Source organism: Stenotrophomonas rhizophila (genome assembly GCF_003651185.1).
GTDB classification, from domain to species: domain Bacteria; phylum Pseudomonadota; class Gammaproteobacteria; order Xanthomonadales; family Xanthomonadaceae; genus Stenotrophomonas; species Stenotrophomonas maltophilia_Z.
This window is the reverse complement of record NZ_RCDC01000007.1, coordinates 43,664-69,697: the sequence shown is the minus strand read 5'-3', so window position 1 is coordinate 69,697 and position 26,034 is coordinate 43,664. Positions and strand designations below refer to the sequence as shown.

Genomic DNA, 26,034 nt, shown 5'->3' with positions numbered 1-26,034 from the left:
TGTATATGGTAGCGGTCCGCTGGATTTTCCACGTCACCACCGCAACACTGTGGTTTAACTGCAGGTTGTACTGGCCCTGTCACGCTGTCGTCCGTCTTCCCCCAGGAGCTCCGTTTGCGCCCCTTGCTGCTCTCTGCCGCGTTGACCCTGGCCTTGGCCGTGCCGCTGGCCGGGGCCCAGGAAAGCAAGCTGCCAGACATCGGCTCCTCGGCCGGCGAGCTGCTGACCCCGGCCCGGCAGGCCGAGTACGGCGGGATGATGCTGCGCGAACTGCGCAATTACGGCTATCTGCTCGATGACCCGCTGGTCGATGACTGGCTGCAGACCATGGGCGCCCGGCTGGGCTCCAACAGTGCCCAGCCGCGCCAGTCCTACACGTTCTTCATGCTCAAGGACCGGCAGATCAACGCCTTTGCCACCCTCGGCGGCTATATCGGGGTCAACGCGGGCCTGGTGCTGACCGCCGAGCGCGAGGACGAAGTGGCCGCGGTGCTGTCCCACGAAATCGCCCACGTCACCCAGCAGCACGTGCTGCGCGGTGTCGAACGTGCCCAGCGCGACCAGATCCCGATCCTGCTCGGCATGCTCGCCGCGATCGTGGCCGCGCAGCAGGCCGGCGGCAATTCCTCCGGTGATGCCACCATGGCCGCGATCACCTCGGGCATGGGCCTGATGCAGCAGCGCCAGATCAATTACACCCGCTCCAACGAATCCGAGGCCGACCGCCTGGGCATCCGCACCCTGGCCCGCAGCGGCTACGACGTGGATGCCATGGCCGGCTTCTTCGAGCGCATGTCGGCCTCGATGCGGGGCAACCAGGGCGGTTACAGCGTCCCGGATTTCCTGCAGACCCATCCGGTCACCACCACCCGCATCAGCGAGGCCAAGGCCCGCGCCGAGCAGATGAAGAAGGACACGGTGCTGCTCACCACCGAGGTGCCCGGCGGGGTTCGCCAGGAGCGGGTAAACCCGTCCGACCCGGCGTTGTCCGATCCGCTGGTGCGACGGAGCAACCCCTTGCTGCCGGCCTCGATGCAGATTTCGGTCAACGCGCTCAGCCGCGGCAGCACCGGCCAGTTCGAGTGGGCGCGTGAGCGCCTGCGCGTGCTCAGTGCCGATACCCCTGGCGATGTCATCCGGGAATACGAAAGCCTGCAACGCGCGCAGAAGAACGGGTTGACCGAGCCGCAACGCTACGGGCTGGCCCTGGGCCGGCTGCGCAACAGTGCGGCCGCGCAGGCCACCCGCGATCTGGCCGAGATGCTGCGCGACCACCCGGACAACGTCTGGGTGGCGCTGGCATTGGGCGAGGCGGAGTCGCGCAGCGGCCAGCCGGTGCAGGCCAACGCCCGGTTCGAAACCCTGATGCGCCAGCACCCCGGCAGCCGCCCGGTCGCGTTGACCTATGCGGCCATCCTCAATGAACAGGGCGGGCGCGAGGCCGGCCAGCGCGCGCAGGCGATGCTGCGCCCGATGCTGTCGCAAAGCGGCAATGATCCGGTCTTCCAGCAGCGCTTCGCCCGCGCCAGTGAACTGGCTGGCGACACCACCCGGGCCAGCGAGGCCTATGCCGAAGCCGCGTACCTCAGTGGCCGCCCGGAGCAGGCGCTGATCCAGCTGCAGGCCTTGAAGCGGCAGCCGAACCTGGATTATGTCGGCCGTGCCCGGGTCGATGCCCGGATCGAGAGCATCACCCCCACGGTGCTGGAAATGCGCCGGCAGGGAATCGACGACCCCGAGCTGGACCGCCGCTGAGGTGCGCCCGGATGACGGTGGGATGGCGGCCCACGACGGTAACGGCCACCTCGTCACAAACCTGTCATGAAACCGTAGTCTACTGAGCTCAATCCCGATCTGATGAGCAATACGGTGGGCACGTGCAGAAACGCATCCTGATCGTCGATGACGAACCCGCGATCCGCGAGATGGTCGCCTTTGCCCTGCGCAAGGGCGACTACGATCCGATCCATGCCGGCGACGCGCGCGAGGCGCAGACCGCCATCGCCGATCGCGTCCCGGACCTGATCCTGCTGGACTGGATGCTCCCGGGCACCAGCGGCCTGGAGCTGGCCCGGCGCTGGCGCAAAGAAGCCCTCACCCGCGAGGTGCCGATCATCATGCTGACTGCACGCGGGGAAGAGAACGACCGTGTCGGTGGCCTGGAAGCCGGTGTCGACGACTACGTGGTCAAGCCGTTCTCGGCGCGCGAACTGTTGGCCCGCATCCGTGCGGTCATGCGCCGCGCCCGCGACGATGACGAAGATGGCAGCGTCGCGGTCGGTACGATCCGCATCGATGGCGCCGCACACCGCGTCTTCGCCGGCGACCAGCCGGTGCCGATCGGCCCGACCGAGTACCGCCTGCTGCATTTCTTCATGACCCACCCTGAGCGCGTGTACACCCGTGCCCAGTTGCTGGATCACGTGTGGGGCGGCAGCGTGTATGTGGAGGAGCGCACCATCGATGTGCACATCCGCCGCCTGCGCAAGACGCTGGAGCCGTTCGCCGCGGAGAACATGGTGCAGACCGTGCGCGGCGCCGGTTACCGGTTCTCCACCTCCACCTGAGTCTCGTCGGGCCGGTCCCGGGCGCGCATGCCTGGTTCCGGCCACTCCTGCTATAACCTTGGATCGAGTCCGAGGACCGCACTTTCTGCGAGACCGCAATGCCCCGCCACATCCGTTCTGCCTGGTTGAAAACGCTGGCCACCCTCGCCGCCCTGCTGCTCGCGGCCGGCTTGCTGGGCCTGGCAGCCGGCCATGTGTGGATGTGCATCGCACTGGCCTCGATCGGTGCACTGGCCTGGCATTACTGGCGGCTGCGCCGGGTGCTGCGTGGCCTCACCGCGCGCCATCGCTGGGACATGGGTGACGGCACCGGTGTATGGAACGAGCTGGACCGCCTGCTCTACCGCAACCAGTGGGAAATGCGCACGCGCAAGCGGCGCCTGCTGGACATGCTGCGCAGTTATCGCGCTGCTGCGGCCGCGCTGCCGGATGCGGTGGTGGTGGTCGACCGCAACAGCCAGCGCGTGCAGTGGTTCAACGAAGCGGCGACCTCGCTGCTCGGGCTGCACCACCCGGGCGACCTGGGCGAAGCGCTGGTTGAACGCCTGCAACCGATGCCGCTGGCGCACTGGCTGGCCGGGGGCCGCAATGCCGAACCGATCCTGGATGTACCCTCCCCGGTCGATCCGGCGATCCGCCTCAACCTGCGCCTGATTCCCTACTCGCCCGACTACTGGCTGCTGATCGCGCGTGACGTCAGCAAGCTGCTGCGACTGGAACAGGTGCGCCGCGACTTCGTCGCCAACGTCTCGCATGAACTGCGCACGCCGCTGACCGTGGTGCACGGCTACCTGGACATGATGGATCCGGAGGATTTCCCCGGCACCGGCCCGATGCTGGAGGAGATGCGCAAGCAATCCCAGCGCATGGCGCAGCTGGTCGAAGACCTGCTCACCCTGTCGCGGCTGGAATCGCAGGAGCACACCGAAGCCGAAGCCGTGGCGATGACGCCGATGCTGGCCACGCTGCGCCGCGAGGCCGAAGCGCACAGCCAGGGCCGTCACCAGATCAGCATCATCGATACCGCCGGTGTGGATCTGCAGGGCTCCAACAAGGAACTGCACAGTGCGTTCTCCAACCTGGTCACCAACGCGGTGCGCTACACCCCGGCCGGTGGCCGCGTGGAAGTGGCGTTCGCGCGCGAAGGCGATGGCGTGGTGCTGTCGGTGCGCGACACCGGTTACGGCATTCCGGCCAACCATCTGCCGCGCCTGACCGAACGGTTCTACCGCGTCTCCAGCAGCCGCTCGCGCGAAAGCGGCGGCACCGGGCTGGGGCTGTCGATCGTCAAACACATTCTCGGCCTGCACCATGCCCGTCTGGAGATCCAGAGCGAGGTCGGCAAAGGCAGCACGTTCTCCTGCCATTTCGATACCGACCAGGTGCGTGCGCGCAACGAGGTCGTCTCCCTTCCTTCTTCTGAAGACTTTTCCGCATGAGCACTCCTGTTCCCGTCGCCGTGCCTGTGGACGGCGATCCGCTGCGCGATCCGGCGCTGTACATCAACCGCGAGCTGTCGCAGCTGGATTTCAACTTCCGCGTACTGGCCCAGGCCATGGACCCGCAGGTGCCGCTGCTGGAGCGCCTGCGCTTCATGTGCATCTCCTGCACCAACCTGGATGAATTCTTCGAGATCCGCGCGGCTGCGGTGCGCCATGCGCAGGAATTCGGCCTGCCGCCCGCGCCGGACGGCATGACCCCGCAGGCGATCCTCAATGCCATCCATGACCGTGCCGCGCAGTTGGTCGACCAGCAGTACCGCTGCTGGAACGAGACCCTGCGCCCGGCACTGCATGACGCCGGCATCGACGTGCTCGGCCGGCACTCCTGGAACCATCGCCAGAAGCGCTGGCTGCGGGCGTATTTCCGCAACGAGATCATGCCGGTGCTGTCCCCGCTTGGCCTGGATCCGTCGCACCCGTTCCCGAAGATCCTCAACAAATCGCTGAACATCGTGGTGGTGCTCAAGGGCACCGATGCGTTCGGTCGCGCGGGGCATCTGGCGATCGTGCGTGCACCGCGTTCACTGCCGCGCATCATCCAGCTGCCGGAAAAACTCGGCGGCCCGCAGACCTTCGTGTTCCTGTCCTCGGTGCTGTCCACCTTTGTCGATGAGATGTTCCCGGGCATGGAAGTCCAGGGCGCGTATCAGTTCCGCGTGACCCGCAATTCCGAACTGGTGGTGGACGAGGAAGAAGTCGAGAACCTCGCGCTTGCCCTGCGCGATGAGCTGGTCGACCGTGGCTACCGCCCGGCCGTGCGGCTGGAGATCGCGCAGGATTGCCCGCGCGACATCGTCCGCACCCTGCTGCAGAACTTCGGGCTGACCGAGAACGCGGTCTACCGCATCGACGGCCCGGTCAACCTCAACCGCGTGGTCCAGCTGTATGACGTGATCCAGCGGCCGGACCTGAAGTACCCGTCGCTGAGCCCGCGCGTCCTGCGCGACAGCGATGGCATCTTCGAGATCGTCGCGCGCCGGGACGTGCTGCTGCACCATCCCTTCGATGCGTTCACCGCCGTGCTGGATGTGATCAAGCAGGCGGCGGTCGACCCGAATGTGCTGGCGATCAAGCAGACCCTGTACCGCACCGGCAAGGATTCGCTGATCGTCGATGCGCTGATCCAGGCCGCACGCAACGGCAAGGACGTGACCGTCGTGGTCGAGCTGCGCGCGCGCTTCGATGAGGAAGCCAACCTCGGCCTGGCCGACCGCCTGCAGGAAGCCGGCGTGCAGGTCGTCTACGGTGTGGTCGGTTTCAAGACCCACGCCAAGATGCTGCTGATCGTGCGCCGCGAGGGCCGCAAGCTGCGCCGCTACGTGCACCTGGGCACCGGCAACTATCACAGCGGTACCGCGCGGGCCTACACCGACCTGAGCCTGATCACCGCCGATGCGGACATCGGCAACGATGTGCACCTGCTGTTCCAGCAGCTGTCCGGGCTGGCCCCGCGGATGAAGCTCAAGCGCCTGCTGCAGTCGCCCTTCACCCTGCACCCGGGCCTGCTGCAACGGATCGAGCGTGAAACGCGCCTGGCCGCCAGTGGCCGCCCCGGGCGGATCATCGCCAAGATGAACGCCCTCAACGAACCCCAGATGATCCGGGCCCTGTACGCGGCCTCACAGGCGGGCGTACAGATCGACCTGATCGTGCGCGGCGCCTGCACGCTGCGACCCGGCGTGCCCGGCGTGTCGGACACCATCCGGGTGCGCTCGATCGTGGGCCGCTTCCTGGAACACAGCCGGGTCTACTGGTTCGGCAATGACGGGGCCTCGGAGCTGTTCTGCGCCAGCGCGGACTGGCTGGAGCGCAACCTGCTGCGCCGGGTCGAGACCTGTTTCCCGATCCTGGACCCGGAACTGGCGCGCAAGGTCTACCGCGACGTGCTGCAGAACTACCTGGACGACAACCTCAACGCCTGGGAACTGCAGGCCGACGGCAGCTACATCAAGTGCACGCCCGGCCACGACGAGCCGCCGCACGCGGCGCAGATGGCCCTGCTGCAGGGTCTGTAGCCTGCGACCCCGCGTCGCATCCCCTGTGAAGGCGGTGCGGTGACGCGGGGCCCCTGCCTTCGGCTAACATTCGCCCATGCCGCATACCTCCACGACTCCGCCCGCTTTGCAGGATGGCGACCTGCTCGCCGCCATCGACCTGGGATCCAACAGTTTCCATATGGTCATCGCGCGATACACCCTCGGGCAGTTGCGGGTGGTCGACCGCCTGCGCGAAACCGTGCGCATGGCCGATGGCCTGGATGGCAAGGGCGGCCTGTCCGCCGAGGCCCGCCAGCGCGCGCTGGAGTGCCTGGCCCGGTTCGGCCAGCGCATCCGTGCGATCCCCTCGGTGCGCGTCCGCGCGCTGGCCACCAACACGGTGCGCCAGCTGCGCTCGCCGCAGGCCTTCCTGATGCCGGCCGAAACCGCGCTCGGGCATGCGATCGAAGTGGTCAGCGGCCGCGAAGAAGCGCGCCTGATCTACCTCGGCGTGGCCCATGCGCAGCCCCCCAAGGCGGACCAGCGCCGGCTGGTGATCGACATCGGCGGTGGCTCCACGGAATTCATCATCGGCCAGGGCATGCAGACCCTGGAGCGCGAAAGCCTGCAGGCCGGCTGCATCGCCAGCACGCGCCGCTTCTTTCCCGGCGGCAAGCTGAGCAAGAAGCGCTGGAAGGACGCCCTGACCGAAATCGGCGCGGAGTTCCAGCAGTTCGCCAACAAGTACCGCGCACTGGGCTGGCACGAAGCACTGGGGTCCTCCGGCACGCACAAGGCAATCAGCGAAATCTGCGCCACGATGAAACTGAGCAAGGGCGCGATCACCGCTGAGGCATTGCCGCAGCTGCGCGATGAACTGCTCAAGGCCAAGCGCATCGAGGACATCGATCTGCCGGGCCTGTCCGCGGATCGTCGCCCGATCATCGCCGGTGGCATCCTGGTGCTCGAAGCCGCCTTCCAGGCACTCGGGCTGCAGAAGCTGCTGGTCAGCAAGGCCGCGATGCGCGAGGGCATTCTCTACGACATCCTCGGCCGCGCCAGCGAGAACGACCTGCGCGACGAATCGGTCGCGGCACTGACGCAGCGTTACGGCATCGATACCGTGCAGGCCGATCGTGTGGAACGCACGGCAATGAACCTGCTGGCCCAGGTCGAAGAAAGCTGGCAGCTGGATCCGGACGATGCGCGCATGCTCGGCTGGTCCGCGCGCCTGCACGAGCTCGGCCTGATGATCGCGCACAGCGGCTACCACGTGCATGGCAGCTACGTGCTGGAGAACTCGGACATCGCCGGTTTCTCGCGGCAGGAACAGCAGCTGCTGGCCGCGCTGGTGCGCAGCCATCGCCGCAACATTTCCAAGTCCGCCTTCGAGGCGCTGCCCGAACGTCTGCTGCAGCCGGCACGGCGCATGACCGCGCTGCTGCGCCTGGCGGTCCTGCTCAACCGCGCGCACGAAGACACCCCGATGCCGGCGCTGGAACTGACCGCCGATGACGCGCGACTGTCACTGATCCTGCCACAGGCGTATATCGATGCGCGTCCGCTGCTGCGCGCGGATCTGATCGGGGAAACCGAGGGTATGGCCGGGCTGGGTGTGCAGTTCCGACCCTTCGTTGCATGACGCTTTCAACCGTTTCTAAACGTGCATCTGCAGCAATTCATGGGCTGAATTCGCAGATCGCTGCACCCATGAACTCATAGTGAGAACGGCCTCACATGTGCTTCATGGCTTCTTAACCAATCGATCTACTCTCGGGACACCGGTCTTCACACGGCCGGACTTTTGAAGCAGGCGGCACTTGGGTCCGCCGACTTCTTGGACGTCGTTCCGATAAGAGAGAGAGAGTCGATCATGTCTTCATCCACCACCCCGTTGTGGCAGGCGATCCGCCTTGCCCTCGTGGCCGGCACCGCTGGCCTGGCCTCCACTGCCGTCCTCGCCCAGGACGCCACCCCGACCACCCTGGACCGCATCGAGATCACCGGATCGCGCATCCGCCAGGTTGATGTCGAATCCGCGCAGCCGGTGCTCGCGATCAGCCGCGCCGACATCGAACGCCAGGGCTTCAGCTCGGTCGCCGACATCCTGCAGAACCTGACCGCGGTAGGCAGCCCGTCCATCAGCCGCTCCAACGTCCTGGCCGCTGGCGAGAACGCCGGTGGCACCTACATCGACATGCGCAACCTGGGCGCACAGCGCACCTTGGTGCTGATCAACGGCAAGCGCCTGGGCATCAACACCGGCGGCTACCAGGACATCTCCAGTGTGCCGGTCTCGGCGATCGAACGCATGGAAGTGCTGAAGGACGGCGCCTCGGCGATCTATGGTTCGGACGCCATGGCCGGCGTGATCAACATCATCACCCGCCACAACGTCAATGGCGTCACTGCCAACGTCTACCACGGCCAGTACAGCCAGGGCGATGGCGCGCGCAACAGCGTCGACGTGGTGGCCGGCTGGTCCAACGACCGCGCTTCGCTGACCTTCTCGGCCGAGCACACCGAAGAGAAGGGGGTGTGGGCACGCGATCGCTGGTTCAGCCAATTCCCGAACACCACGCGCCACCCCGGCGACAACTGGACCCAGGTCAGTCAGTGGGGTCAGATCAACGGCCTGAAGGGCCCGGGCTGTACCGCCGCGGCAGGCTGCAACTACTCACTGGACCGCGGCGCCGACCCGACCAACCCGGGCAACTACCATCTCAGTGACTTGACCCCCGTCACCGGCGACGTCAGCAACGCGCAGGAACAGATGCACCTGATCTCGCCGCTCAAGCGCGATTCGCTGTTCCTGGATGGCCGGTTGGAGTTGACCGATGACATCCGCCTGACCACTCAGCTGGGCTACAACAAGCGCACGTCCACCCGCCAGATCGCCGGCTATCCGCTGCAGTCCTCCACCGCCGGCATCGGGCGGATGTCGGCCGACAGCTGGTTCAATCCGTTCGGCAATCACCATGGGTACGAGAACCCCACCGACATCGCCTGGAATCGCCGCACCTGGGAGGTCCCGCGGGTCAGCACCAGCGACCTCACCACCTGGCGTGCGGTGGCGGCACTGGAAGGCAGCTTCGAGGTGGGCGAGCGCTACTTCGATTGGGAAGTGGGCTACCAGTACAACCGCAGCGAACTGCTGCAGCGCGCCACCGGCAACCTCAACAAGGAACGCGTCAAGAACGCGGTCGGCCCGTCGTACTACAACGAGGTTACCGGCAAGGTGGAATGCGGCGTTCCTGGCGCGCCGATTGCCGGCTGCATGCCCTGGAATCCACTGGTGCCTTACGGCAGCAATGACCCCAATGGCCTGACCGGCAACCAGGCGCTGATCGACTATCTGTTCCCGCCGGAAGTCTCCCGCGGCAAGACCACCACCCGCAACGCGTTCGCCAGCATCGCCGGTACGGTCATGACGCTGCCAGCCGGCGGTCTTGGCTTCGCCTTCGGCGTGGAAACCCGCAAGGAGGCCGGTGAGTTCATTCCCGATCCGCTGGCCCAGAGCGGCGCCACCACCAATCTGGCCGCCGGCCCGACCGGCGGCGACTACAAGGTCAACGAGGCCTACCTGGAGCTGAGCGTGCCGATCCTGGCCGACCTGCCGGGTGCGCGCGAGCTGAGCCTGAACGCCGCCACCCGTCACTCGGACTACAGCACCTTCGGCACCACCCTCAACAGCAAATTCGGCTTCAAGTGGAAGCCGATCGAGCAGCTGCTGGTGCGTGGCACGTGGGCGCAAGGCTTCCGTGCACCCACCATCTCCGATCTGTACGGCGGTGGCTCGGAGACCTTCACCACCGGCTACCGCGACCCCTGCGATACCGTCTACGGCGCCTCGGCCAGCAGTGCCGAGGTCCGCGCGCGCTGTGCCGCTGACATCGCCAATGCGGACAGCTACCGTCAGCTGCGCCAGGGCGGCGTGCCGATCACCAGCAGCAGCGACCAGACCCCGGTGCCGTTCACCAATGGCTCCAATCCGGACCTGCAGCCGGAAACCTCGACCAGCCGCACGCTGGGCCTGGTCTGGAGCCCGACCTTCGTGCCCAACCTCAACGTGGCACTGGACTGGTGGAAGATCCGCATCGACAACACCATCGTCAACGACCACCCCAACGACATGCTGCGCGACTGCTATGAGCAGGGCATCGCGTCTCGCTGCAGCGGCTTCACCCGCGATCCGGTCACCGGCATCGTCGACCAGTTGAAGTACGGCAAGCGCAACTCCGGCTTCGTGGAAACCGAAGGCTACGACCTGGAGCTCAGCCACCATCTGGATACCGCTTACGGCAAGCTGAGCACGGGATGGTCGACCACCTACGTCAGCTCGTACCTGTCACGTTCGACCAACGACACCGACGTCGTGCCGACCCCTAGCAACGGCATCGGCAGCGGCTTCCGCGTGCGCTCCAACCTGACCCTGGGCTGGGACGTTGGGGACTTCGGGGTGAGCTGGACCGCGCGCTACTACTCCGGGGTGAAGGAACGCTGCATCAACGTCAAGACCCGGCCGGACGAGTGCTCCGACCCGGGCATGCAGGCGCCCTGGTTTGCCGGCTCGCGCGACTACAACCGGCGCGGCTCTGTCACCTTCCACGACGTGCAGTTCCGTTACAACCTGCCCTGGGATGCCACTGTCTCGGTCGGCGCCAACAACGTGTTCCAGAAGTACGGCCCCATCATGTACAGCCAGCCGAACTCGGCGTTCTCCTACTACGGCGGCTACGACATCGGCCGTTTCATGTACATGAAGTACCAGCAGCGTTTCTGATCGCCGCCGGATAGCACCAGGTCACTGCCACGGCCCTTCGGGGCCGTGGCTTTTTGTGGCGGCGCGCGCGTCATCCAAGCGTCATACAGCGGTCATGTCGGCTACATCGCCCGGCCCCAGCATGCGTGGCATACCGGAGGCCCGCCATGCGCTATGCCATCGTCACCGAAACCTACCCCCCTGAAGTCAATGGCGTTGCCTTGACCGTGCAGGGCCTGGAACTGGGTTTGCGTGCCGCGGGCCATCAGGTCGATCTGGTCCGGCCGCGGCAACCGTCCGACAGCGAGGCGGTGGACAGCACCGTGCTGGTCACCGGTGCCGGCCTGCCACGCTATCCCGGCCTGCGCTTCGGCCTGCCCGCCCCCACCCGCCTGGCCCGCCAGTGGCAACACCAGCGGCCGGACGCGATCTACATCGCCACCGAAGGCCCGCTGGGCTGGTCGGCACTGCGCACCGCGCGGCGCCTCGGGATCCCGGTCGCGACCGGCTTCCATACCCGCTTCGATGAGTACCTGCCCGACTACGGCGTGGCCTGGCTGCAGGCGGCCGCCCTGCGCTGGATGCGGCGCTTCCACAACCAGGCCGATGCGACGCTGGTGCCGACCCAGGAGCTGCAGCACTTCCTCGGCGAACAGGGCTTTGATCGGGTGCGTCTGCTGGCGCGCGCGGTGGACAGCAGCCAGTTCGAGCCCGAGCGGCGCGATCCGGCACTGCGCGAGGAATGGGGCATCGATGGCAACGGCTTCGCGGCGATCTATGTCGGCCGCATCGCACCGGAAAAAAACCTCGGTCTGGCGGTCAAAGCATTCCGCCGCCTGCAGCAGGTGCGACCGAAGGCGCGGTTCGTGTTTGTCGGTGATGGACCGTCACGCGCCAAGCTGTCGCATGACAACCCGGACTTCATCTTCTGCGGCGTGCAGCGCGGCGATGCGCTGGCGCGGCACTTCGCCAGCGGCGATCTGTTCCTCTTCCCCAGCCGCAGCGAGACCTTCGGCAACGTGACCCTTGAAGCGATGGCCAGCGGTCTGGCCACGGTCGCCTTCGATTACGGCGCTGCCCGCGAGTACCTGCGCACCGATGAAAACGGCATTGCCGTGAATGACGACAGCGAGTTTGTGACCGCCGCCGTGCAGTTGGCCGGCGACGACGCCCTGCGCCACCGGCTCGGCCGCACGGCCGCCGTTGCGATGAAGCGGCTGCATCCGCAGCACGTGGTGGCCGAGTTCGATGCGCTGCTGGCCGAACTGGCCCAGGCCCGGAGGCCGCATGCCGACCACGCCGCTTGATGCCCTGCGCGGGCGCGAAACCCGTTGGTGCCGCCGCGCCAACCACTACTGCCGGCACCGCCGGATCCGCCATGCCTTCGCGGTGATCAGCCGCTTGGGCGATGGCGCGTTCTGGTACGCGCTGATGGGCGCGCTGGTGCTGCTGGACGGCTTCGATGGCCTGCGTGCTTCGTTGCACATGGCTGCCACCGGCTTGATGGCACTGCTGCTGTACAAGGGCCTCAAGCGCTGGACGCGCCGCCCGCGGCCATTTGCCGCCGACCTGCGCATCCGTGCCTGGGTGGCGCCGCTGGACGAGTTCAGTTTCCCGTCCGGGCACACCCTGCACGCGGTGTCCTTCACGATCGTGGCACTGGCCTACTACCCGTGGCTGGCCCCGCTGCTGGTGCCCTTCACCGTGCTGATCGGGCTGTCGCGGGTGGTGCTGGGCCTGCACTACCCGAGCGATGTGCTGGCCGCGACCGGCATCGCCGCACTGCTCGCTGCCGCCAGCCTGCAATGGCTGCCGTTGCCGGTGTGAGCAACAGGCACGCGCGCATCGCGCACCTGCGTTTTACAATGGGTCCATGACCACGCTGTTCATCTCCGATCTGCACCTGGACCCGAGTCGTCCAGCCATCACCGACCTGTTCCTGGCCTTCCTGCGCGATGAAGCGATGCAGGCCGAGGCGCTGTACATCCTGGGCGACCTGTTCGAAGCCTGGATCGGCGATGACACGCCCTCCCCGGCCGCCGATGCGGTGGCGATCGCGCTGCATGCCGTGGCCGATGCCGGAGTGCCGGTGTACTTCATCCGCGGCAACCGCGATTTCCTGGTCGGCGAGGACTACGCGCGCCGCGCAGGGTTCACGATTCTCCCCGACCCGAGCGTCATCGACCTGTATGGCCGTCCGGTACTGCTGCAGCACGGCGATCTGCTGTGCACGGATGATGTCGCCTACCAGCAGTTCCGCACGCAGACCCGCGACCCGGTCTTCCAGGCGCAGTTCCTGTCGCAGCCGCTGGCCGCACGCATCGCGTTCGCGCAGAAGGCGCGCGATGCGAGCCAAGCGCGTCAGTCGGAAATGAAACAGGGCGATCGCGCCCAGTTCGAAACCGTCACCGATGTCGCGCCGACAGAGGTCGACGCCACGTTCGGCCGCTATGGCGTGGACACGATGATCCATGGCCATACCCACCGCCCCGCCATCCACGCGCTGCAGGCCGGCGGGCGAGACTGCACCCGCATCGTGCTGGGTGACTGGTACGAACAGGGTTCGGTGCTGCGCGTCACGCCCGATGGCTGGACGCTGGACGCCCTGGCGAACTGAACCGCCCCCGCGACGGCCCAGTGGCCGCCGCGGGAAATCCAGATCAGCGGAATGCGGCCACAGCCGCCTTGGTGTTGACCAGCACGCGCTGGTTGTCGGCACTGCTGGCGATGCCCATCGGGATCCCGTTGTAGCTGACGTTCGGGTTGGACCAGTAGTTCAACCGCGGGCAGCTGCGTGTGCAGTTGTAGGCCATGATCGTGCGCCAGCCGGTGCCGCTCGCCGGCTCGTAACGGTAGCCATGGCCGTAGGCATACGGCGAAGCGCTCCCGTCGGTGGCGATGTCGTGCCGTGCGCTCTGCAGGTGGCCGATTTCGTGCGCGAAGGAGTAGTACCCGGCCGCGCAGTCCCAATGCACCGCTGCAAACGCCGTCGCCGCCGTGGAGCCGATCCCCGAGGCCAGGCCACAGGAACTGGCGTTGTTGATCACCAGCACCGCTACATCGGCCCGGGTGGTGTTGCGGCTGGTATGGATGCTGTCCATCACCCCATCGCTGGTGTTGCGGAAGCGCGACAGATCCGTGGAAAAACTGCTCGACTCGGCGTAGCTGGTGGTCTCGTACCCGGCCAGCTCCAGGGTGATGCCGACATTGCTGTTGCTGTAGCCCTGGTTGGATTCGGCCACCGCCAGCTGCACCAGCGATTGCATGTTGCCGCCATAGGCCGCCACCGCACCATTGGTGGCTACCACCAGCACGCGGATGGTGGCCGGCGTACCCGACGAGGCGGCCGCGATCCCGAGCCGGTCATTGGCCGGCATCGCCACGGTGGGCAGGGTGTTGTACTCGGCGGGATGATCGGTCGGCATGCGCGCCTCATCCACTTCCACCAGCACATGGCGACCATCGCTCAGCGGACGCAGCCGGTACAGCTGGCCGTCCTTCCGGATCGAGCCGGTGATCGTGTCGCCCGAACGCACCAGGATCACCGCGTTCATCGGGTCCGGCGCGCCGGCCTTGATCAGGCGAGCGCCGGCACGCGTGCCGATCTGGCCGTACCAGATGCTGCCGCCGTCGGCGAGCGTCTCGACCTTGCTCTGCAGGGCCTGCACCGGCTGTCCCAGCAGTTCGAACTCCAGGTGTTTCTGTGCCGGCGCGACCGCCCTCGCATCCACCCGTACCTCCTGCACCGCGCTGGTCGACGGCGAGCCCATCAGGGCCTGCAGGGCCGGTTGATGAGCGTTGCCGGCCCGGCTCAACACAGTGACCGGCTCGAACAACGGCGCCGCGGCAGCGCCACCGGCCCCCAACAGACACAACGCGATCACACCTGCGGCCTTGCTCATCGAACTGGACATCATGTCGCCTCTCTTTGAGTGAAAAAACGGGAGCGGAGTCGGTGCTGCGGTCAGCCGGTAGGGCCGGCATGCCCATCTGGCGCGCCATGACCGCGTGAATTCAATAGAGATTGAGGACCAAACTTCCGAACTGTGATCGACCGCATCTTGGTTCAGGCTGGCCCACTGTCCCGGAGCGCCGGCTGCAGCCCGGCTGGCCAAACGCGCTGCAACCGGACCGCCGCCAGGGCTTTGAGGGTCAGGGCGCGGAAAGCGCCCCACCACCAGTCCGCATCGAACGTGGCGGTAAGCGCTCCGTCCAGATGCTGTGCCAGAGCGTGCCGGAAGAGGCTGAGCGCGGTGCTTCCCAGCGCCGCCAGACCGAGAAAACGACGCCGGTTCAGGACCGGTGGGTGAAGCGTCATGGGAAGGCCCGTTGTGCGGAAACGGCCTGCAGAATAGGCACCGCTCGACACGGCCACGTAAACCTTGCGTTATATCGGCCTTGGTATCAAAACAAAATGCCGATAGCGACATCTCGATCATCGCCGCGTATTGAATTATCGTCCTACCGTGCGTCCCCATTGCTGCTCAACCCCGCGGGTCGATCATGGCCGGACACAGGTGGATATGCATGCAGACCCGAACCAGGCGCTGGATATGAGCCCACCCGATCGCACCCGCCTCGACAGTACGCTGCACATCGGTCTGTTCTTCGATGGCACCCGCAACAACGCTGACAATCTGCAGCGCGCCTCACGCCCGGCAGGCGCCACGACGCCAACACCGCGCCCACCCGCCGTGGTCGCCGATGATGCCTCCCCGTACCAGAGCCGCTTGACCAGCAGCTACAGCAACGGCCTGACCAACATTGCGCGGCTCCATGCGCTGTATCCGGACCATCGGCAGATGCCGCCCGCAGGTAGCACGCTCGCGCTGTCGATCTATATCGAGGGTGTGGGCACGCGCACCGGTGAAGAGGACGACCTGCTGGGGCTGGCGTTCGGCATCGGCCGCACCGGTGTCCGCGCAAAGCGACGCCGGGCCCTGGAGCAGCTGCTACCCGACGCGCTGCGCCAGCTCGCCCGCGCACACCCTGACCGCGTACTCGGCAGCGCGCGGGTGGATCTGTTTGGCTATTCGCGTGGCGCGGCCAGCGCGCGCGACGCGGTGAACGTGCTCAACACACCCGGTGCCGCCGCGTGGCTGCGCGAGCAACTGGTGCGCTCGGGCTGGTCATTGGCGCCGGGATTTCCAGCCGCGGTGCGGCCGGTGCGCTTCGTCGGGCTGCTCGATACGGTGGTGGCGATCGGCCGCCAGCACCCCGGTGAGATGCCGGCGGTGGCACTGCCCGCCGGCTGTGCGGACAAGGTGGTGCAGCTGGTCGCGCGCGATGAGCACCGCGAACATTTCGCGCTGACCAGCGTGGCGCCCGAACATGAAGAGATCGCGTTGCCAGGCGTGCACGCCAACATCGGCGGCGGCTACGACCAGCGCATCGAAGGACCCAAGCTGCTGAGCCGCCCACAGGGACAGCTGCTGCGTGGCACCGGACTGGCGGCAGGCGATGTACCGCCGCTGGCGCTGCTGCGCGCGAGCACTGTCTACCGCGCCGCACAGGCGACGTGTCGGCGCTGGCAGCGCGCACTGGGGCTGGGAGATGACGCGATCTGGGTGGACGTCTGGCACCACTGGCAACAGCAGCGTGTCGCCGGCAGCCGCAGCGTCCTGCCGCAATTTACCCTGCGTGCCTACGCGGCGGTGGTGCTGCGCCGCGAGATCGACGCGCGTTACCAGTTCATCGCCTTGCGGTTGCTGCACCAGCATGCCGCAGCGGCGGGCGTGGCCTGGACAACCTCGCCTGACCAGCTGCCGGCATTGGCGTTGCCCGCTGAACTGCAGCCCATCGCGGCCCGGTTGCTGGCCGGCCATCCGCTCGATGCCGCGCAGGAGCGCACGCTTGGCCAGCATTACCTGATGCAGTCCGCGCACTGGAACTTCGATGCACTGGGTGACACTGCGCTGCTCTATGCCGCCGATGAAGGCACGCGGGAACTGCCGTACCGGCCGGGGCCGGGCCTGTTCTATGTCAACCGGCCGACCGAAAACGGTCAGCGCGTGGTGCTGGCCAACACCTGACCGCGCAGTTCGGTCTGTTCGATCAGCTCGGCCAGTTCTTCTTCGTCGAATCCGGCAAGCAGCCTGGCTTCCAGGTTGAACGGGCCATAGAGGAAGCCGCCGGCGTACTCGCGCAGCAGTGCCATGAACCGCGGGCGCGGCTTGACGTTCTCGCGCGTGCAGTACCAGCGGTACCACCGCGAACCCGCGGCCACATGCGCGACCTCTTCGCGCAGGATGATCTCCAGCACATCGGCGGTGGCATGGTCGCCACCGGCACGCAGCTTCACGATCATGCCCGGCGTGACATCCAGCCCGCGCGCTTCGAGAACACGCGGCACCAGTGCCATGCGCGCGAGCCCGTCATGCGCGGTTTTCTCGCACATTTCCCATAGCCCGTTATGCGCGTCGAAATCGCCGTAGGCATAGCCGTTGGCCTGCAGCCGATCGTGCAGCAGCATGAAGTGGCGCGATTCGTCATCAGCCACGCTGACCCAGTCTGCATGGAAGGAGCTCGGCAGGCCGCGGAAGCGGTAGACCGCATCCCACGCCAGATCGATCGCATTGAGTTCGATATGCGCGATGGCGTGCACGAACGCGGCGCGCCCCTCCACGCTGCCCAGGCCACGCCGCGGCAGATCGCGCGGGTGGACCAGGGTCGGCCTGGCCGGGCGCCCGGGCATCCGGATCGGCTCCGGCGCCGGCGCATCGGCCGGTGCCTTCAGGCGACCGGCGCGGAACTGCACCGCGTAGTGCTGGGTCAGCGCGACCTTGCGCAGCGGATCCGGCTCGCCCAGGCACTGCTGCGCGGCCTGCAGCAGATCGCCGGCCGCGCTGTCCAACACGTCACTCATGCCCTGCCCTCAGGCGCGACGCTTGTGCTTGGCATCGTCCGAACGCAGCTGCTGGATGCGCTCGAAATACCCCGGCTCGATGCCGGTCGGGTAGACGCCGTTGAAGCACGAGGAATCGAACGACGTCAGCTCCGGATTGCCTTCGCTCACCGCCGCTTCCATGTCCTCGATGTCCTGGTAGATCAGCCAGTCGCAGCCCAGGTGCTTCTCGATTTCTTCGATGCTGCGGTTGTGCGCGACCAGTTCTTCGGCGGCCGGCATGTCGATGCCGTAGATGTTCGGGTAGCGCACCGGCGGCGCGGCACTGGCCAGGTAGACCTTGCGGGCGCCGGCGTCACGCGCCATCTGCACGATCTGCTGGCTGGTGGTGCCGCGCACGATCGAATCATCGACCAGCAGCACCACGCGGTTGCGGAACTCCAGGTGGATCGGGTTGAGCTTGCGGCGCACCGATTTCACCCGCTCACCCTGGCCCGGCATGATGAAGGTGCGGCCGATGTAGCGGTTCTTGATGAAGCCTTCGCGGTACTTCACCCCGAGCGTGTTGGAAATCTCCAGCGCGGCATCGCGCGAGGTATCCGGGATCGGGATGATGGTGTCGATGTCGTGATCCGGACGCAGGCGCAGGATCTTCTCGCCCAGCTTGATGCCCATGCGCATGCGCGCCTTGTGCACCGAGACGTTGTCGATCATCGAATCCGGGCGTGCGAAGTACACGTATTCGAAGATGCACGGGCTGTGCTCGACCGGCTCGGCGCAGACTTCGGAGAACAGCTCACCGCGCGCGGTGATCACCAGGGCTTCGCCCGGGCGCACATCACGCACGCGCTGGAAGCCGAGCACGTCCAGTGCGGCCGATTCGGAGGCCACGATGTATTCGTCGCCTTCGGCGTGGGCACGCTTGCCCAGCACCAGCGGGCGGATGCCGTGCGGATCACGGAAGGCCACCAGGCCCAGGCCCAGCACCACGCTGATCACCGCATAGCCACCCTTGACGCGGCGGTGCACGGCGGCCACGGCGCGGATCGCCGCTTCCGGGGTCAGCTGGCGCTGCGCGTCCAGTTCGAAGGCGAACACGTTCAGCAGCACTTCGCTGTCCGAATCGGTGTTGACGTTGCGGCGGTCCTGCTCGAACACCTGCTGGCGCAGCGCTTCGGTATTGATCAGGTTGCCGTTGTGGGCCAGCGCGATGCCGTACGGCGAGTTCACGTAGAACGGCTGCGCCTCGTCCATGCCTTCCGAACCGGCGGTGGGATAGCGCACGTGCGCGATGCCGACGCGGCCTTCCAGCGTGGACATCCGCTTGGCATCGAACACATCGCGTACCAGGCCATTGGCCTTCTGCACGCGCAGGCGGGTGCCGTCGGCGGTGGCGATGCCGGCCGCGTCCTGGCCACGATGCTGGAGGACGGTCAGGCCGTCATACAACTGCCCGGCGACGTTCTGGTTGCCGACGATTCCGACGATGCCACACATGGTGCGAATTCTCCGCTGGGCTGCGCCCATCTACAGTGAAGGTGGCCGTGCCTGGCCGGGGGTACCGTTCCGTGCCGGAGCGGTGTCGTCCGGACGCGGGTGCGCCGGCTCGATATTGACTGGCAGTGTGGAAGCCGGCCCGCGCGCCGCAGCGTCGGCAGGTGCCGTCTCCCTCCCCTCGTCAACGGGACGCGGCCATCCGCGCCCTGCCACTACTTCGCCAAGGACGCCATTATCGCCTGTCGCGAGCGGCTTGCCCAAATCCATTGTCGGCAGTTGCGGCAGATTCACCTCCGGCAGCGCCATCTCGGGCAGCTGCGCCTGCATCCAGCGCACGCCAGGCTGCAGCAGCGGCCGCACCTGCGAGGTCTGCCAGGCCGGCTCCTGCGGCAGCGGCGTGAAGGCAGCCAGCATCAGCAGCACGCAGCCCAGGAAGGCGCCGCGGACCAGGCCCAGTGCCCCGCCCAGCAGGCGGTCGGCGCCGGTCAGGCAGGTGACCTTCACGGCCGCCTTGATCAGCATGCCGATCAGGCCAACGGCGATCATGACGATCAGGAACACCCCCAGGTAGCCGGCAACGTAATGGCCGGTGCCCGGTTCCAGCGGCGCCGCCCACCAGTGGGCCGCGTCATTGCCGAACAGGAACGCGGCCCAGCCGGCGAGCAGCCAGGACAGCGTGCTGACCACGATGCCGACAAAGCCGCGCATCAGGCCAAGCAGGACGGAGGCCCCGATCAGGACCAGCAGGACGATGTCGATCATGCCGGCAGGCCGCGCGGTTGGCGCCGTCCAGCGGGTGCGGGGCGGCGCAGAACAGGCATCAGGGGTGCGGGCGGACCATGCCGGCCACGCCGACCTTGGCGGCCACCTGGGCCTTGAGGTTCTCGGCATCGGCGCGGTTGGCGACCGGCCCGACGCGGACCCGGTTGAGGGTGCCCTTGTCGGTCCGGACCTGCTCAACGAAGGCGCTGAAGCCGGCGGCGCGGACTTTGTCGCGCAGCGCATTGGCCTCGGCCGCCTGGCCGAAGGCACCGAGCTGCACGGCGAAACCAACGCTGCTGGCGGCCGGGGCAGCCGGTGCCGCCGGTGCCGCGACAGCAGTTTCGGGCTTGGGCGCCGGGGCCGGTTTGGGTTCGGGCTTGGGCGCGGCCGGCTTCGGTTCCGGCTTGGCGGCCGCGACCGGCTCGGCCGGCAGGGATTCGGTTTTCACGGTAGTGCCCGCCGGCGCGGCGGCAGCGCTGGAGGCAGACGGAGCCGCCGCCGGGGCCGGTGTGGTGGCGGCCGGCGTGGCGGCAACCGCGGTATCGGCGCGGGCATCCAGGGTGATGACCTCGGCCTTGACGTCGTTGCGCACCTTCACCGCCTGCAGGCGGCCGGCTTCAGCCAGCGCGCGATCGGCGTAGGGGCCCACGCGCACGCGCCAGGCCTGGCGGCCATTGATCGTGGCCGGCTCGCGGAAGCCGGCCAGCTGGGCGCTCTTCAGCGAGGCGATGACGCGGTCGGCATCGGCTTCGGTGGCGTAGGCGCCAAAGCTCACCGCGTAGTTGCCGGCGGCCACGGCCGGCGAGGTGTCCGCCGGCGCCGGATCGGCGGCGACCGCGGCGCTGTCGGCCAGCGGCTGGGTGGTGGATGCCCCGCTCTGCAGGCCGGTGGCGCCACCGGTCGGTGCGACCAGCGGCAGCTCGCGGGTTTCGAACTGGCCATCCGACGGCGCGGCCGGTGCACTGATCGGCACGTTGGCGACACCACTGTCAGGTGCGGGACCCTTGACCAGCATGGGCAGGAAAATCACGGCCAACGCCACCAGGACGATGGCACCAATCAGTCGCTGTTTCAGAGGAGTATCCACGTGAAGGCAGGCAGGCGGCGCGGCGGAATGCCACGGCGATTATACGGGTGCGCGCGTGTGCGGCGGCTGATGCGGCTGAACGGCGCTGCAAAGCAGCCTCAGGCGCCGGGATCGAGGGTCTGCAGCGCCTGCGCGGCGGTGTGGAAGGAACCGAACACCAGCACGCGATCGCCGGCCTTGGCCTGCGTCACGGCATGCTGCAGGGCGTCCACGACGGTGGCGTGCGGCGTAGCACCGGCCGCAGCCGTGCCGGCCAGGCGGTCCCGCAGTTCCTCGGCGCTCTGCGCACGTGCCCCCTCCAGCCCGGCCAGATGCCACTGCTGGACCTGATCGGCCAAGGCCTCGACCACCCCGGCGGCATCCTTGTCCTGCAGGGCGGCAAACACCGCGATGGTGGTGCCGGTGACGCGACTGGCCTTCAGTGCGGTGGCCAGTTCGCGTGCGGCCTGCGGGTTGTGGCCGACATCGACCAGCACCTCCACGCCGTCACGATCAAAGGCCTGCAGACGGCCACGGATACGCGCGGCGGCAACGCCTTCGATGAAAGCGGTGCGCGGCAGCGGGCGATCCAACGCACGCAGCGCGGCGATCGCCGTCGCGGCATTGGCCCGCTGGATGGGCCCGCGCAGCGTCGGGTGCGGCAGTTCGATACGGAAGCCGACATCGCGCCAGCGCCAGCGCTCGCCATCGATGGCATCGGCGAAGAAATCGCTGCCGCCACGGATGGCATTGGCACCCACCAGATAGGCACGCGCGAGCACACTCGAGGGCGGATCGATTTCACCGAGGATGACCGGCTTCCACCCACGGATGATGCCGGCCTTCTCGGTCCCGATCGCTTCGCGGTCCTCGCCCAGCCAGTCGCTGTGGTCGATATCGACGGTGGTGATCACCGCCACGTCGCCATCGACGATGTTGACCGCATCCAGACGGCCACCAAGGCCGACCTCAAGCACGGCCAGATCCAGGCCCGCCTGCGCGAACAGCTGCAGGGCGGCCAACGTGCCGTATTCGAAGTAGGTCAGCGTGGTGTCTCCACGCGCGTCCTCGATCGCGTTGAAGGCCGCCATCAGGGCGTCATCGGTGGCGTCCCGGCCATCGATGCGCACGCGCTCGTTGTAGCGCAGCAGGTGCGGCGAGGTGTATGCACCGACCTTCCAGCCGGCGGCACGTGCGATGGCCTCGATGAAGGCGACGGTGGAGCCTTTGCCATTGGTGCCACCGACCACGATGCTGCGCTCGGCCGGCGCCCCCAGCCCCATCGCCTGCGCCACGGTACGCACCCGGTCCAGCCCCATGTCGATGGTGGCGGGGTGCTGCTGCTCGATGTAGCTGAGCCAATCGGAGAGGGTCTGCGGGCGGGCGATGGTGGTCATGGTCGTTGGATCGGAATCGTTGGGGCGGACGGCAGGATGGGACGCAGTGCGTTACAGCGCGCGGTGCTTGGCTTCGCCGAAGAACGGGGTGTGGTGCGCACAGTCGTTGAGGCGGACCACGTCCAGCTGATCGAGGTCGGGGCCTTCGAGCAGGTTGAGGGTGGTCGGTGCCTGGCGGAAGGTCCACAGGCGCGAGATCGGCAGGCCGAGGATGCGGCACAGGATCACGCGGTTGACGGCGTCATGGGCGACGACCAGCAGGGTGTCGTGCTCGCCCAGGCCTTCCGCGGCACGGGCCAGGCCACGCCAGCTGCGCTCGAGCACCAGGCGCAGCGATTCGCCGCCGGGCATCAGCACGGTGTCCGGTTCTTCGCGCCAGGCGCGCAGGCGGGAGGGATCCTTGTCGTGGATTTCGCTGGCCAGCAGGCCTTCCCATTCGCCGTGGGCGATTTCCTGCAGGTCCGGCTCGGTCTGCAGCATCGGGGCGCGTTCGGCACCGAGGGCGAGCTGGGCGGTGAGCTGGGCGCGCGCGAGCGGTGAGGCAACGGCGCGGGTGATGTCGACGGACTTCAGACGTTCCCCCAGTGCCTTGGCCTGGGCTTCGCCGATCGGCGACAACGGGATATCGATCTGGCCTTGGTAGCGGCCTTCGGCATTCCACGGCGTTTCGCCGTGACGGGCAAGCAGGATGCGCATGCGGACAAGGGGTCCTTGGGGGAGGAGGTTCCGGCGCTTCGTTCACATCCTGTGAAAGCACGCGGAACAGGGATGATACCCGGTCGCGGCGGTGAAGCTGTGTGGCTGTTTGGTGTACGTGATCTGCTTGCTCGGCGGCTTGCTGGCGGATGGCTCGTAGAGCGTGGCGCCTGACTGGCCCGCGCAGGCTGAGGCCGGGTAGCCTCTGGCAGGACGCGCCGTGAACCCATCCCTGGGGGCTCGTACGACGGCATCCATGCCGTCGAACGGTCCTGCCAGAGGCTACCCGGCCTCAGCCACCAAGATTTTCAATGCTGACGCGGAGAAGAGGGCAAATGCAGTGCCGCCTCGCCTTTCCGTCCGCACATCGGCATCTGTCCAGAGCGCGCCGGGCAGGGCTGGGCGAGACACGCCGTGAACCCATCCCTGGGGGCTCGTACGACCGCATCCATGCGGTCGAACGGTCTCGCCCAGCCCTGCCCGACGCGCTCCCGCAGGGGAAAGCAAGACGCCACGCGTTTGACTGTCATTCGCACATGAAAAAACCCCGCAGATGTCGCTGCGGGGTTCTGGAAACCGACGGGTCGGCTTACTTGCTGAGGTTCAGTTCTTTGAGCAGCTGCGGCGCCGGCGCCACTTCCTGCATGATCCACTGCATGTAACGGCTGTCGACCGCGATCATGCGGGTCATCACCGGATCGAACACCCAGTTCGAGCTCACCGACTCCCAGTTGCCATCGAACGCCAGGCCGACCAGCTTGCCGTTGGCATCCAGCACCGGCGAACCGGAATTGCCGCCGGTGATGTCCAGGTTGGACAGGAAGTTCACCGGCACCGAGCCGATGCGCTTGTCTTCCAGGCCGCCGTAACGCTTGGCCTTGACCGCCTCCAGCAGCGCCTTGGGCGAATCGAACGGGTCTTCGCCGGTTTCCTTCGCGGCCACGCCTTCCAGGGTGGTGAACGGGGTGTAGTTCACGCCGTCCTTGCCGTAGCCCATGACGTTGCCAAAGGTGATGCGCAGCGACAGGTTGGCGTCCGGATAGACGAACTCGCCCTTGCTCTTCTTGTAGTCGGCCACGGCCTGCAGATACAGCGGGCGCGACACCAGCGACTCGCCTTCGCGGGTCTTCTTCTGCTCTTCCTGCTTCAGCAGCGCCGGCATCACCGCCACCGCGTACTGGATCGCCGGATCGGTGCTGGCCTCGAAGGCGGCGCGGTCGGCCTTGAACCACGTCAGGCGCTCATCCAGGCTGCCCAGCTTGGTGGCCGAGAGCTTGCCGACCAGACCCTGCACGGCCGCCGCATCGCTGCCTGCCAGCCACTGGTTGAGCACCTCGTTGGTGCGCTGGGCCGCCGGCAGGGCCACGTACTGGCTCAGCCAGTAGGTCTGCAGCTGCTGGTCCATGCGCGGCACGTAACGGCGGTCCATCTGCTTCAGGCCGCCTTCGATGGAGGGCAGATCGCGCTCCTGATAGCCGACCTCACGCTCGGCATCGGCCTTGCTGCGCTCGATCGAGAGGCGGTACAGGGTGATCGCCGAGCCCACGGCCGAGGTGCTGTTGAACTGGCTGACGAACAGGTCGCGCTCACGCGTGGCCTTGCTGGTGTCCAGGTGCTGGATCAGCTGCGCATGCGCGGCCAGGGCCGGTTTGCCGGCGGCGCCACGCTTCTTCAGCCAGGCCAGCACGGCGGCTTCTTCGGCCTGCTTCTGGCCGGCCGCGTCGATGCGCTTGAAGCCTTCCAGCTGGCCGGCGTAGTTCTTGGCCACGTTGTTCATGCTGGCCGCGGTCGCCGCGTACTTCACCTTGACGTCCGGGTCGGCCTTGCCGGCCTCGTCGATCATCTTCAGCACCGCGTTGTAGTGGCGCGCGATGGTCGGGTAGGTCCAGCTGGCGGTTTCATTGAACTCGCCGGCCAGCGCGTAGCGGTTGGTGCGGCCCGGGTAACCGGCCACCATCACGAAGTCGTCGGCGCCCAGCGGCTGGTCGGCGAACTTCAGGAAGTGCTTGGGCTGGTAAGGCACGTTGTCGGCCGAGAAGGCGGCCGGCTTGCCGTCCTTGCCCACGTAGGCGCGGTAGAACGAGAAATCACCGGTGTGGCGCGGCCACATCCAGTTGTCGATGTCGCCGCCGAACTTGCCGACGCTGCCCGGAGGCGCGTAGACCAGGCGCACATCCTTGATTTCCATGTTGCGGAACAGGCGGTAGGTGTTGCCGCCGGAGAAGCTGTACAGGCGGCAGCGGAAGCCGGCATCGGCTTCACAGGCGGCGGTCTGGGCCTTGTCGAAGGCGTCCAGCGCGCGGGTACGGGCCAGCGGGTTCTTGCCGGCGGCGGCGATCGCGGCCTTGGCCTGGTCGGTGACGTCGGTGATCTGGTCCAGCACGAACACGCGGGCGTTCGGGCCGGCGCTCAATTCGTCCTTCAGGGTCGGCGCGTTGAAGCCGTCCTTGATCAGGTTCTTTTCAGCCGTCGAATTCAGCTGGATCGCACCGTAGGCACAGTGATGGTTGGTGACCACCAGGCCCTGCGGGGAGACGAAGCTGGCGGTGCAGCCGCCCAGCGCCACCACCGCGCCCATCGGGTCGCCGGTCAGGTTGGAGATCTGCTCCGGGGACAGCTTCAGGCCGGCCTGCTTGAGCGGGCCGGCGATTTCCGGCAGCTGCTGCGGCACCCACATGCCTTCAGCGGCATGGGCGACCTGGACCAGCCCAAGGCTGGCGACGACGGAGAAGGCAAGCAGGTTCGAGCGCATTGAGCAGCCCCTGGTGAAAGAACCGCCGAGTGTAGCCCAGCCCCTGCCACGGCCCGATCCCCGGAAGTCATGGGCCAGGCCAGGCCGCCGTCCGCCGGGCATGGCCCGGCGAGCGCAGCGGCGCCGTTCGAAACGCCCATGCACCCCCGCCTTTCGCTCCGCCAACGCACCCGCAGCGCAACATGGGAATTCCGCGCAGCCCTCTATAATCCG

At 67.3% G+C, this 26,034-nt stretch carries 18 protein-coding genes; 10 read left to right on the top strand and 8 right to left on the bottom strand.

Annotated features, from left to right (window positions below; translation table 11 throughout):
- The first annotated feature begins 114 nt into the window (after positions 1-114).
- The 9 genes from BCL79_RS16330 (at position 115) to lpxH (ending at position 13,424) form a co-directional block, all read left to right on the top strand.
- Positions 115-1,755, top strand: coding sequence for a M48 family metalloprotease (locus tag BCL79_RS16330; protein ID WP_121042969.1), 1,641 nt, complete (start codon positions 115-117; stop codon positions 1,753-1,755).
- A gap of 122 nt (positions 1,756-1,877) precedes the next feature.
- Positions 1,878-2,567 (top strand): phosphate regulon transcriptional regulator PhoB, encoded by a 690-nt coding sequence (gene phoB / locus BCL79_RS16325; RefSeq protein WP_121042967.1) that lies wholly within the window; start codon positions 1,878-1,880, stop codon positions 2,565-2,567.
- Positions 2,568-2,665: 98 nt separating this feature from the next.
- Positions 2,666-4,006 (top strand): phosphate regulon sensor histidine kinase PhoR, encoded by a 1,341-nt coding sequence (gene phoR / locus BCL79_RS16320; protein WP_121042965.1) that lies wholly within the window; start codon positions 2,666-2,668, stop codon positions 4,004-4,006.
- Positions 4,003-6,084, top strand: coding sequence for a polyphosphate kinase 1 (gene ppk1 / locus BCL79_RS16315; RefSeq protein ID WP_121042963.1), 2,082 nt, complete (start codon positions 4,003-4,005; stop codon positions 6,082-6,084). The genes phoR and ppk1 overlap by 4 nt, the downstream gene beginning before the upstream one ends.
- A gap of 76 nt (positions 6,085-6,160) precedes the next feature.
- Positions 6,161-7,687, top strand: a complete 1,527-nt coding sequence (gene ppx / locus BCL79_RS16310) for an exopolyphosphatase (protein ID WP_121042961.1) — start codon at positions 6,161-6,163, stop codon at positions 7,685-7,687.
- A 231-nt stretch (positions 7,688-7,918) separates the two neighbouring features.
- Positions 7,919-10,828, top strand: coding sequence for a TonB-dependent receptor plug domain-containing protein (locus BCL79_RS16305; RefSeq protein ID WP_121042959.1), 2,910 nt, complete (start codon positions 7,919-7,921; stop codon positions 10,826-10,828).
- A gap of 146 nt (positions 10,829-10,974) precedes the next feature.
- Positions 10,975-12,114, top strand: coding sequence for a glycosyltransferase family 4 protein (locus tag BCL79_RS16300; RefSeq protein ID WP_121042956.1), 1,140 nt, complete (start codon positions 10,975-10,977; stop codon positions 12,112-12,114).
- The gene (locus tag BCL79_RS16295) at positions 12,095-12,634 is read left to right on the top strand and encodes a phosphatase PAP2 family protein (protein WP_121042954.1); all 540 of its coding nucleotides are present in this window, start codon (positions 12,095-12,097) and stop codon (positions 12,632-12,634) included. The genes BCL79_RS16300 and BCL79_RS16295 overlap by 20 nt, the downstream gene beginning before the upstream one ends.
- Before the next feature lie 46 nt (positions 12,635-12,680).
- Positions 12,681-13,424 (top strand): UDP-2,3-diacylglucosamine diphosphatase, encoded by a 744-nt coding sequence (gene lpxH / locus BCL79_RS16290; protein WP_121042952.1) that lies wholly within the window; start codon positions 12,681-12,683, stop codon positions 13,422-13,424.
- A 43-nt stretch (positions 13,425-13,467) separates the two neighbouring features.
- On the opposite strand, the gene BCL79_RS16285 is transcribed toward lpxH, so the two are convergent.
- Positions 13,468-14,724: a zinc-dependent metalloprotease gene (locus BCL79_RS16285; protein ID WP_121042950.1), complete on the bottom strand. Its 1,257-nt coding sequence runs from the start codon at positions 14,722-14,724 to the stop codon at positions 13,468-13,470.
- A 636-nt stretch (positions 14,725-15,360) separates the two neighbouring features.
- On the opposite strand from BCL79_RS16285, the gene BCL79_RS16275 reads away from it, so the two are divergent.
- Positions 15,361-16,839: a phospholipase effector Tle1 domain-containing protein gene (locus BCL79_RS16275; RefSeq protein ID WP_121043534.1), complete on the top strand. Its 1,479-nt coding sequence runs from the start codon at positions 15,361-15,363 to the stop codon at positions 16,837-16,839.
- On the opposite strand, the gene BCL79_RS16270 is transcribed toward BCL79_RS16275, so the two are convergent.
- The 7 genes from BCL79_RS16270 to BCL79_RS16240 all read right to left on the bottom strand — a co-directional run bounded on the left by BCL79_RS16270 (position 16,812) and on the right by BCL79_RS16240 (position 25,821).
- Positions 16,812-17,672, bottom strand: coding sequence for a ferritin-like domain-containing protein (locus tag BCL79_RS16270; RefSeq protein WP_121042946.1), 861 nt, complete (start codon positions 17,670-17,672; stop codon positions 16,812-16,814). The two genes, BCL79_RS16275 and BCL79_RS16270, sit on opposite strands and share 28 nt — an antisense overlap.
- A gap of 9 nt (positions 17,673-17,681) precedes the next feature.
- Positions 17,682-19,148, bottom strand: coding sequence for an amidophosphoribosyltransferase (gene purF / locus BCL79_RS16265; RefSeq protein WP_121042944.1), 1,467 nt, complete (start codon positions 19,146-19,148; stop codon positions 17,682-17,684).
- A gap of 30 nt (positions 19,149-19,178) precedes the next feature.
- Positions 19,179-19,910, bottom strand: a complete 732-nt coding sequence (locus BCL79_RS16260) for a CvpA family protein (RefSeq protein ID WP_121042942.1) — start codon at positions 19,908-19,910, stop codon at positions 19,179-19,181.
- Positions 19,911-19,968: 58 nt separating this feature from the next.
- Positions 19,969-20,997: an SPOR domain-containing protein gene (locus BCL79_RS16255; RefSeq protein ID WP_121042940.1), complete on the bottom strand. Its 1,029-nt coding sequence runs from the start codon at positions 20,995-20,997 to the stop codon at positions 19,969-19,971.
- 98 nt (positions 20,998-21,095) lie between these two features.
- Complete coding sequence (folC, locus tag BCL79_RS16250; RefSeq protein ID WP_121042937.1) at positions 21,096-22,373, bottom strand: bifunctional tetrahydrofolate synthase/dihydrofolate synthase; 1,278 nt, start codon at positions 22,371-22,373, stop codon at positions 21,096-21,098.
- A 51-nt stretch (positions 22,374-22,424) separates the two neighbouring features.
- Entirely contained in the window at positions 22,425-23,069 is a 645-nt protein-coding gene (locus BCL79_RS16245) for a histidine phosphatase family protein (RefSeq protein ID WP_121042935.1), read from the bottom strand.
- Positions 23,070-23,658: 589 nt separating this feature from the next.
- The gene (locus BCL79_RS16240; protein ID WP_121042933.1) at positions 23,659-25,821 is read right to left on the bottom strand and encodes a S46 family peptidase; all 2,163 of its coding nucleotides are present in this window, start codon (positions 25,819-25,821) and stop codon (positions 23,659-23,661) included.
- Positions 25,822-26,034: the final 213 nt, after the last annotated feature.

Coding starts and splice junctions, on each gene's coding strand:
- phoR (WP_121042965.1), top strand. CDS start 2,666: ATGCCCCGCCACATCCGTTCTGCCTGGTTGAAAACGCTGGCCACCCTC.
- ppk1 (WP_121042963.1), top strand. CDS start 4,003: ATGAGCACTCCTGTTCCCGTCGCCGTGCCTGTGGACGGCGATCCGCTG.
- ppx (WP_121042961.1), top strand. CDS start 6,161: ATGCCGCATACCTCCACGACTCCGCCCGCTTTGCAGGATGGCGACCTG.
- BCL79_RS16305 (WP_121042959.1), top strand. CDS start 7,919: ATGTCTTCATCCACCACCCCGTTGTGGCAGGCGATCCGCCTTGCCCTC.
- BCL79_RS16300 (WP_121042956.1), top strand. CDS start 10,975: ATGCGCTATGCCATCGTCACCGAAACCTACCCCCCTGAAGTCAATGGC.
- BCL79_RS16295 (WP_121042954.1), top strand. CDS start 12,095: ATGCCGACCACGCCGCTTGATGCCCTGCGCGGGCGCGAAACCCGTTGG.
- lpxH (WP_121042952.1), top strand. CDS start 12,681: ATGACCACGCTGTTCATCTCCGATCTGCACCTGGACCCGAGTCGTCCA.
- BCL79_RS16285 (WP_121042950.1), bottom strand. CDS start 14,724: ATGATGTCCAGTTCGATGAGCAAGGCCGCAGGTGTGATCGCGTTGTGT.
- BCL79_RS16275 (WP_121043534.1), top strand. CDS start 15,361: ATGAGCCCACCCGATCGCACCCGCCTCGACAGTACGCTGCACATCGGT.
- BCL79_RS16270 (WP_121042946.1), bottom strand. CDS start 17,672: ATGAGTGACGTGTTGGACAGCGCGGCCGGCGATCTGCTGCAGGCCGCG.
- purF (WP_121042944.1), bottom strand. CDS start 19,148: ATGTGTGGCATCGTCGGAATCGTCGGCAACCAGAACGTCGCCGGGCAG.
- BCL79_RS16260 (WP_121042942.1), bottom strand. CDS start 19,910: ATGATCGACATCGTCCTGCTGGTCCTGATCGGGGCCTCCGTCCTGCTT.
- folC (WP_121042937.1), bottom strand. CDS start 22,373: ATGACCACCATCGCCCGCCCGCAGACCCTCTCCGATTGGCTCAGCTAC.
- BCL79_RS16245 (WP_121042935.1), bottom strand. CDS start 23,069: ATGCGCATCCTGCTTGCCCGTCACGGCGAAACGCCGTGGAATGCCGAA.
- BCL79_RS16240 (WP_121042933.1), bottom strand. CDS start 25,821: ATGCGCTCGAACCTGCTTGCCTTCTCCGTCGTCGCCAGCCTTGGGCTG.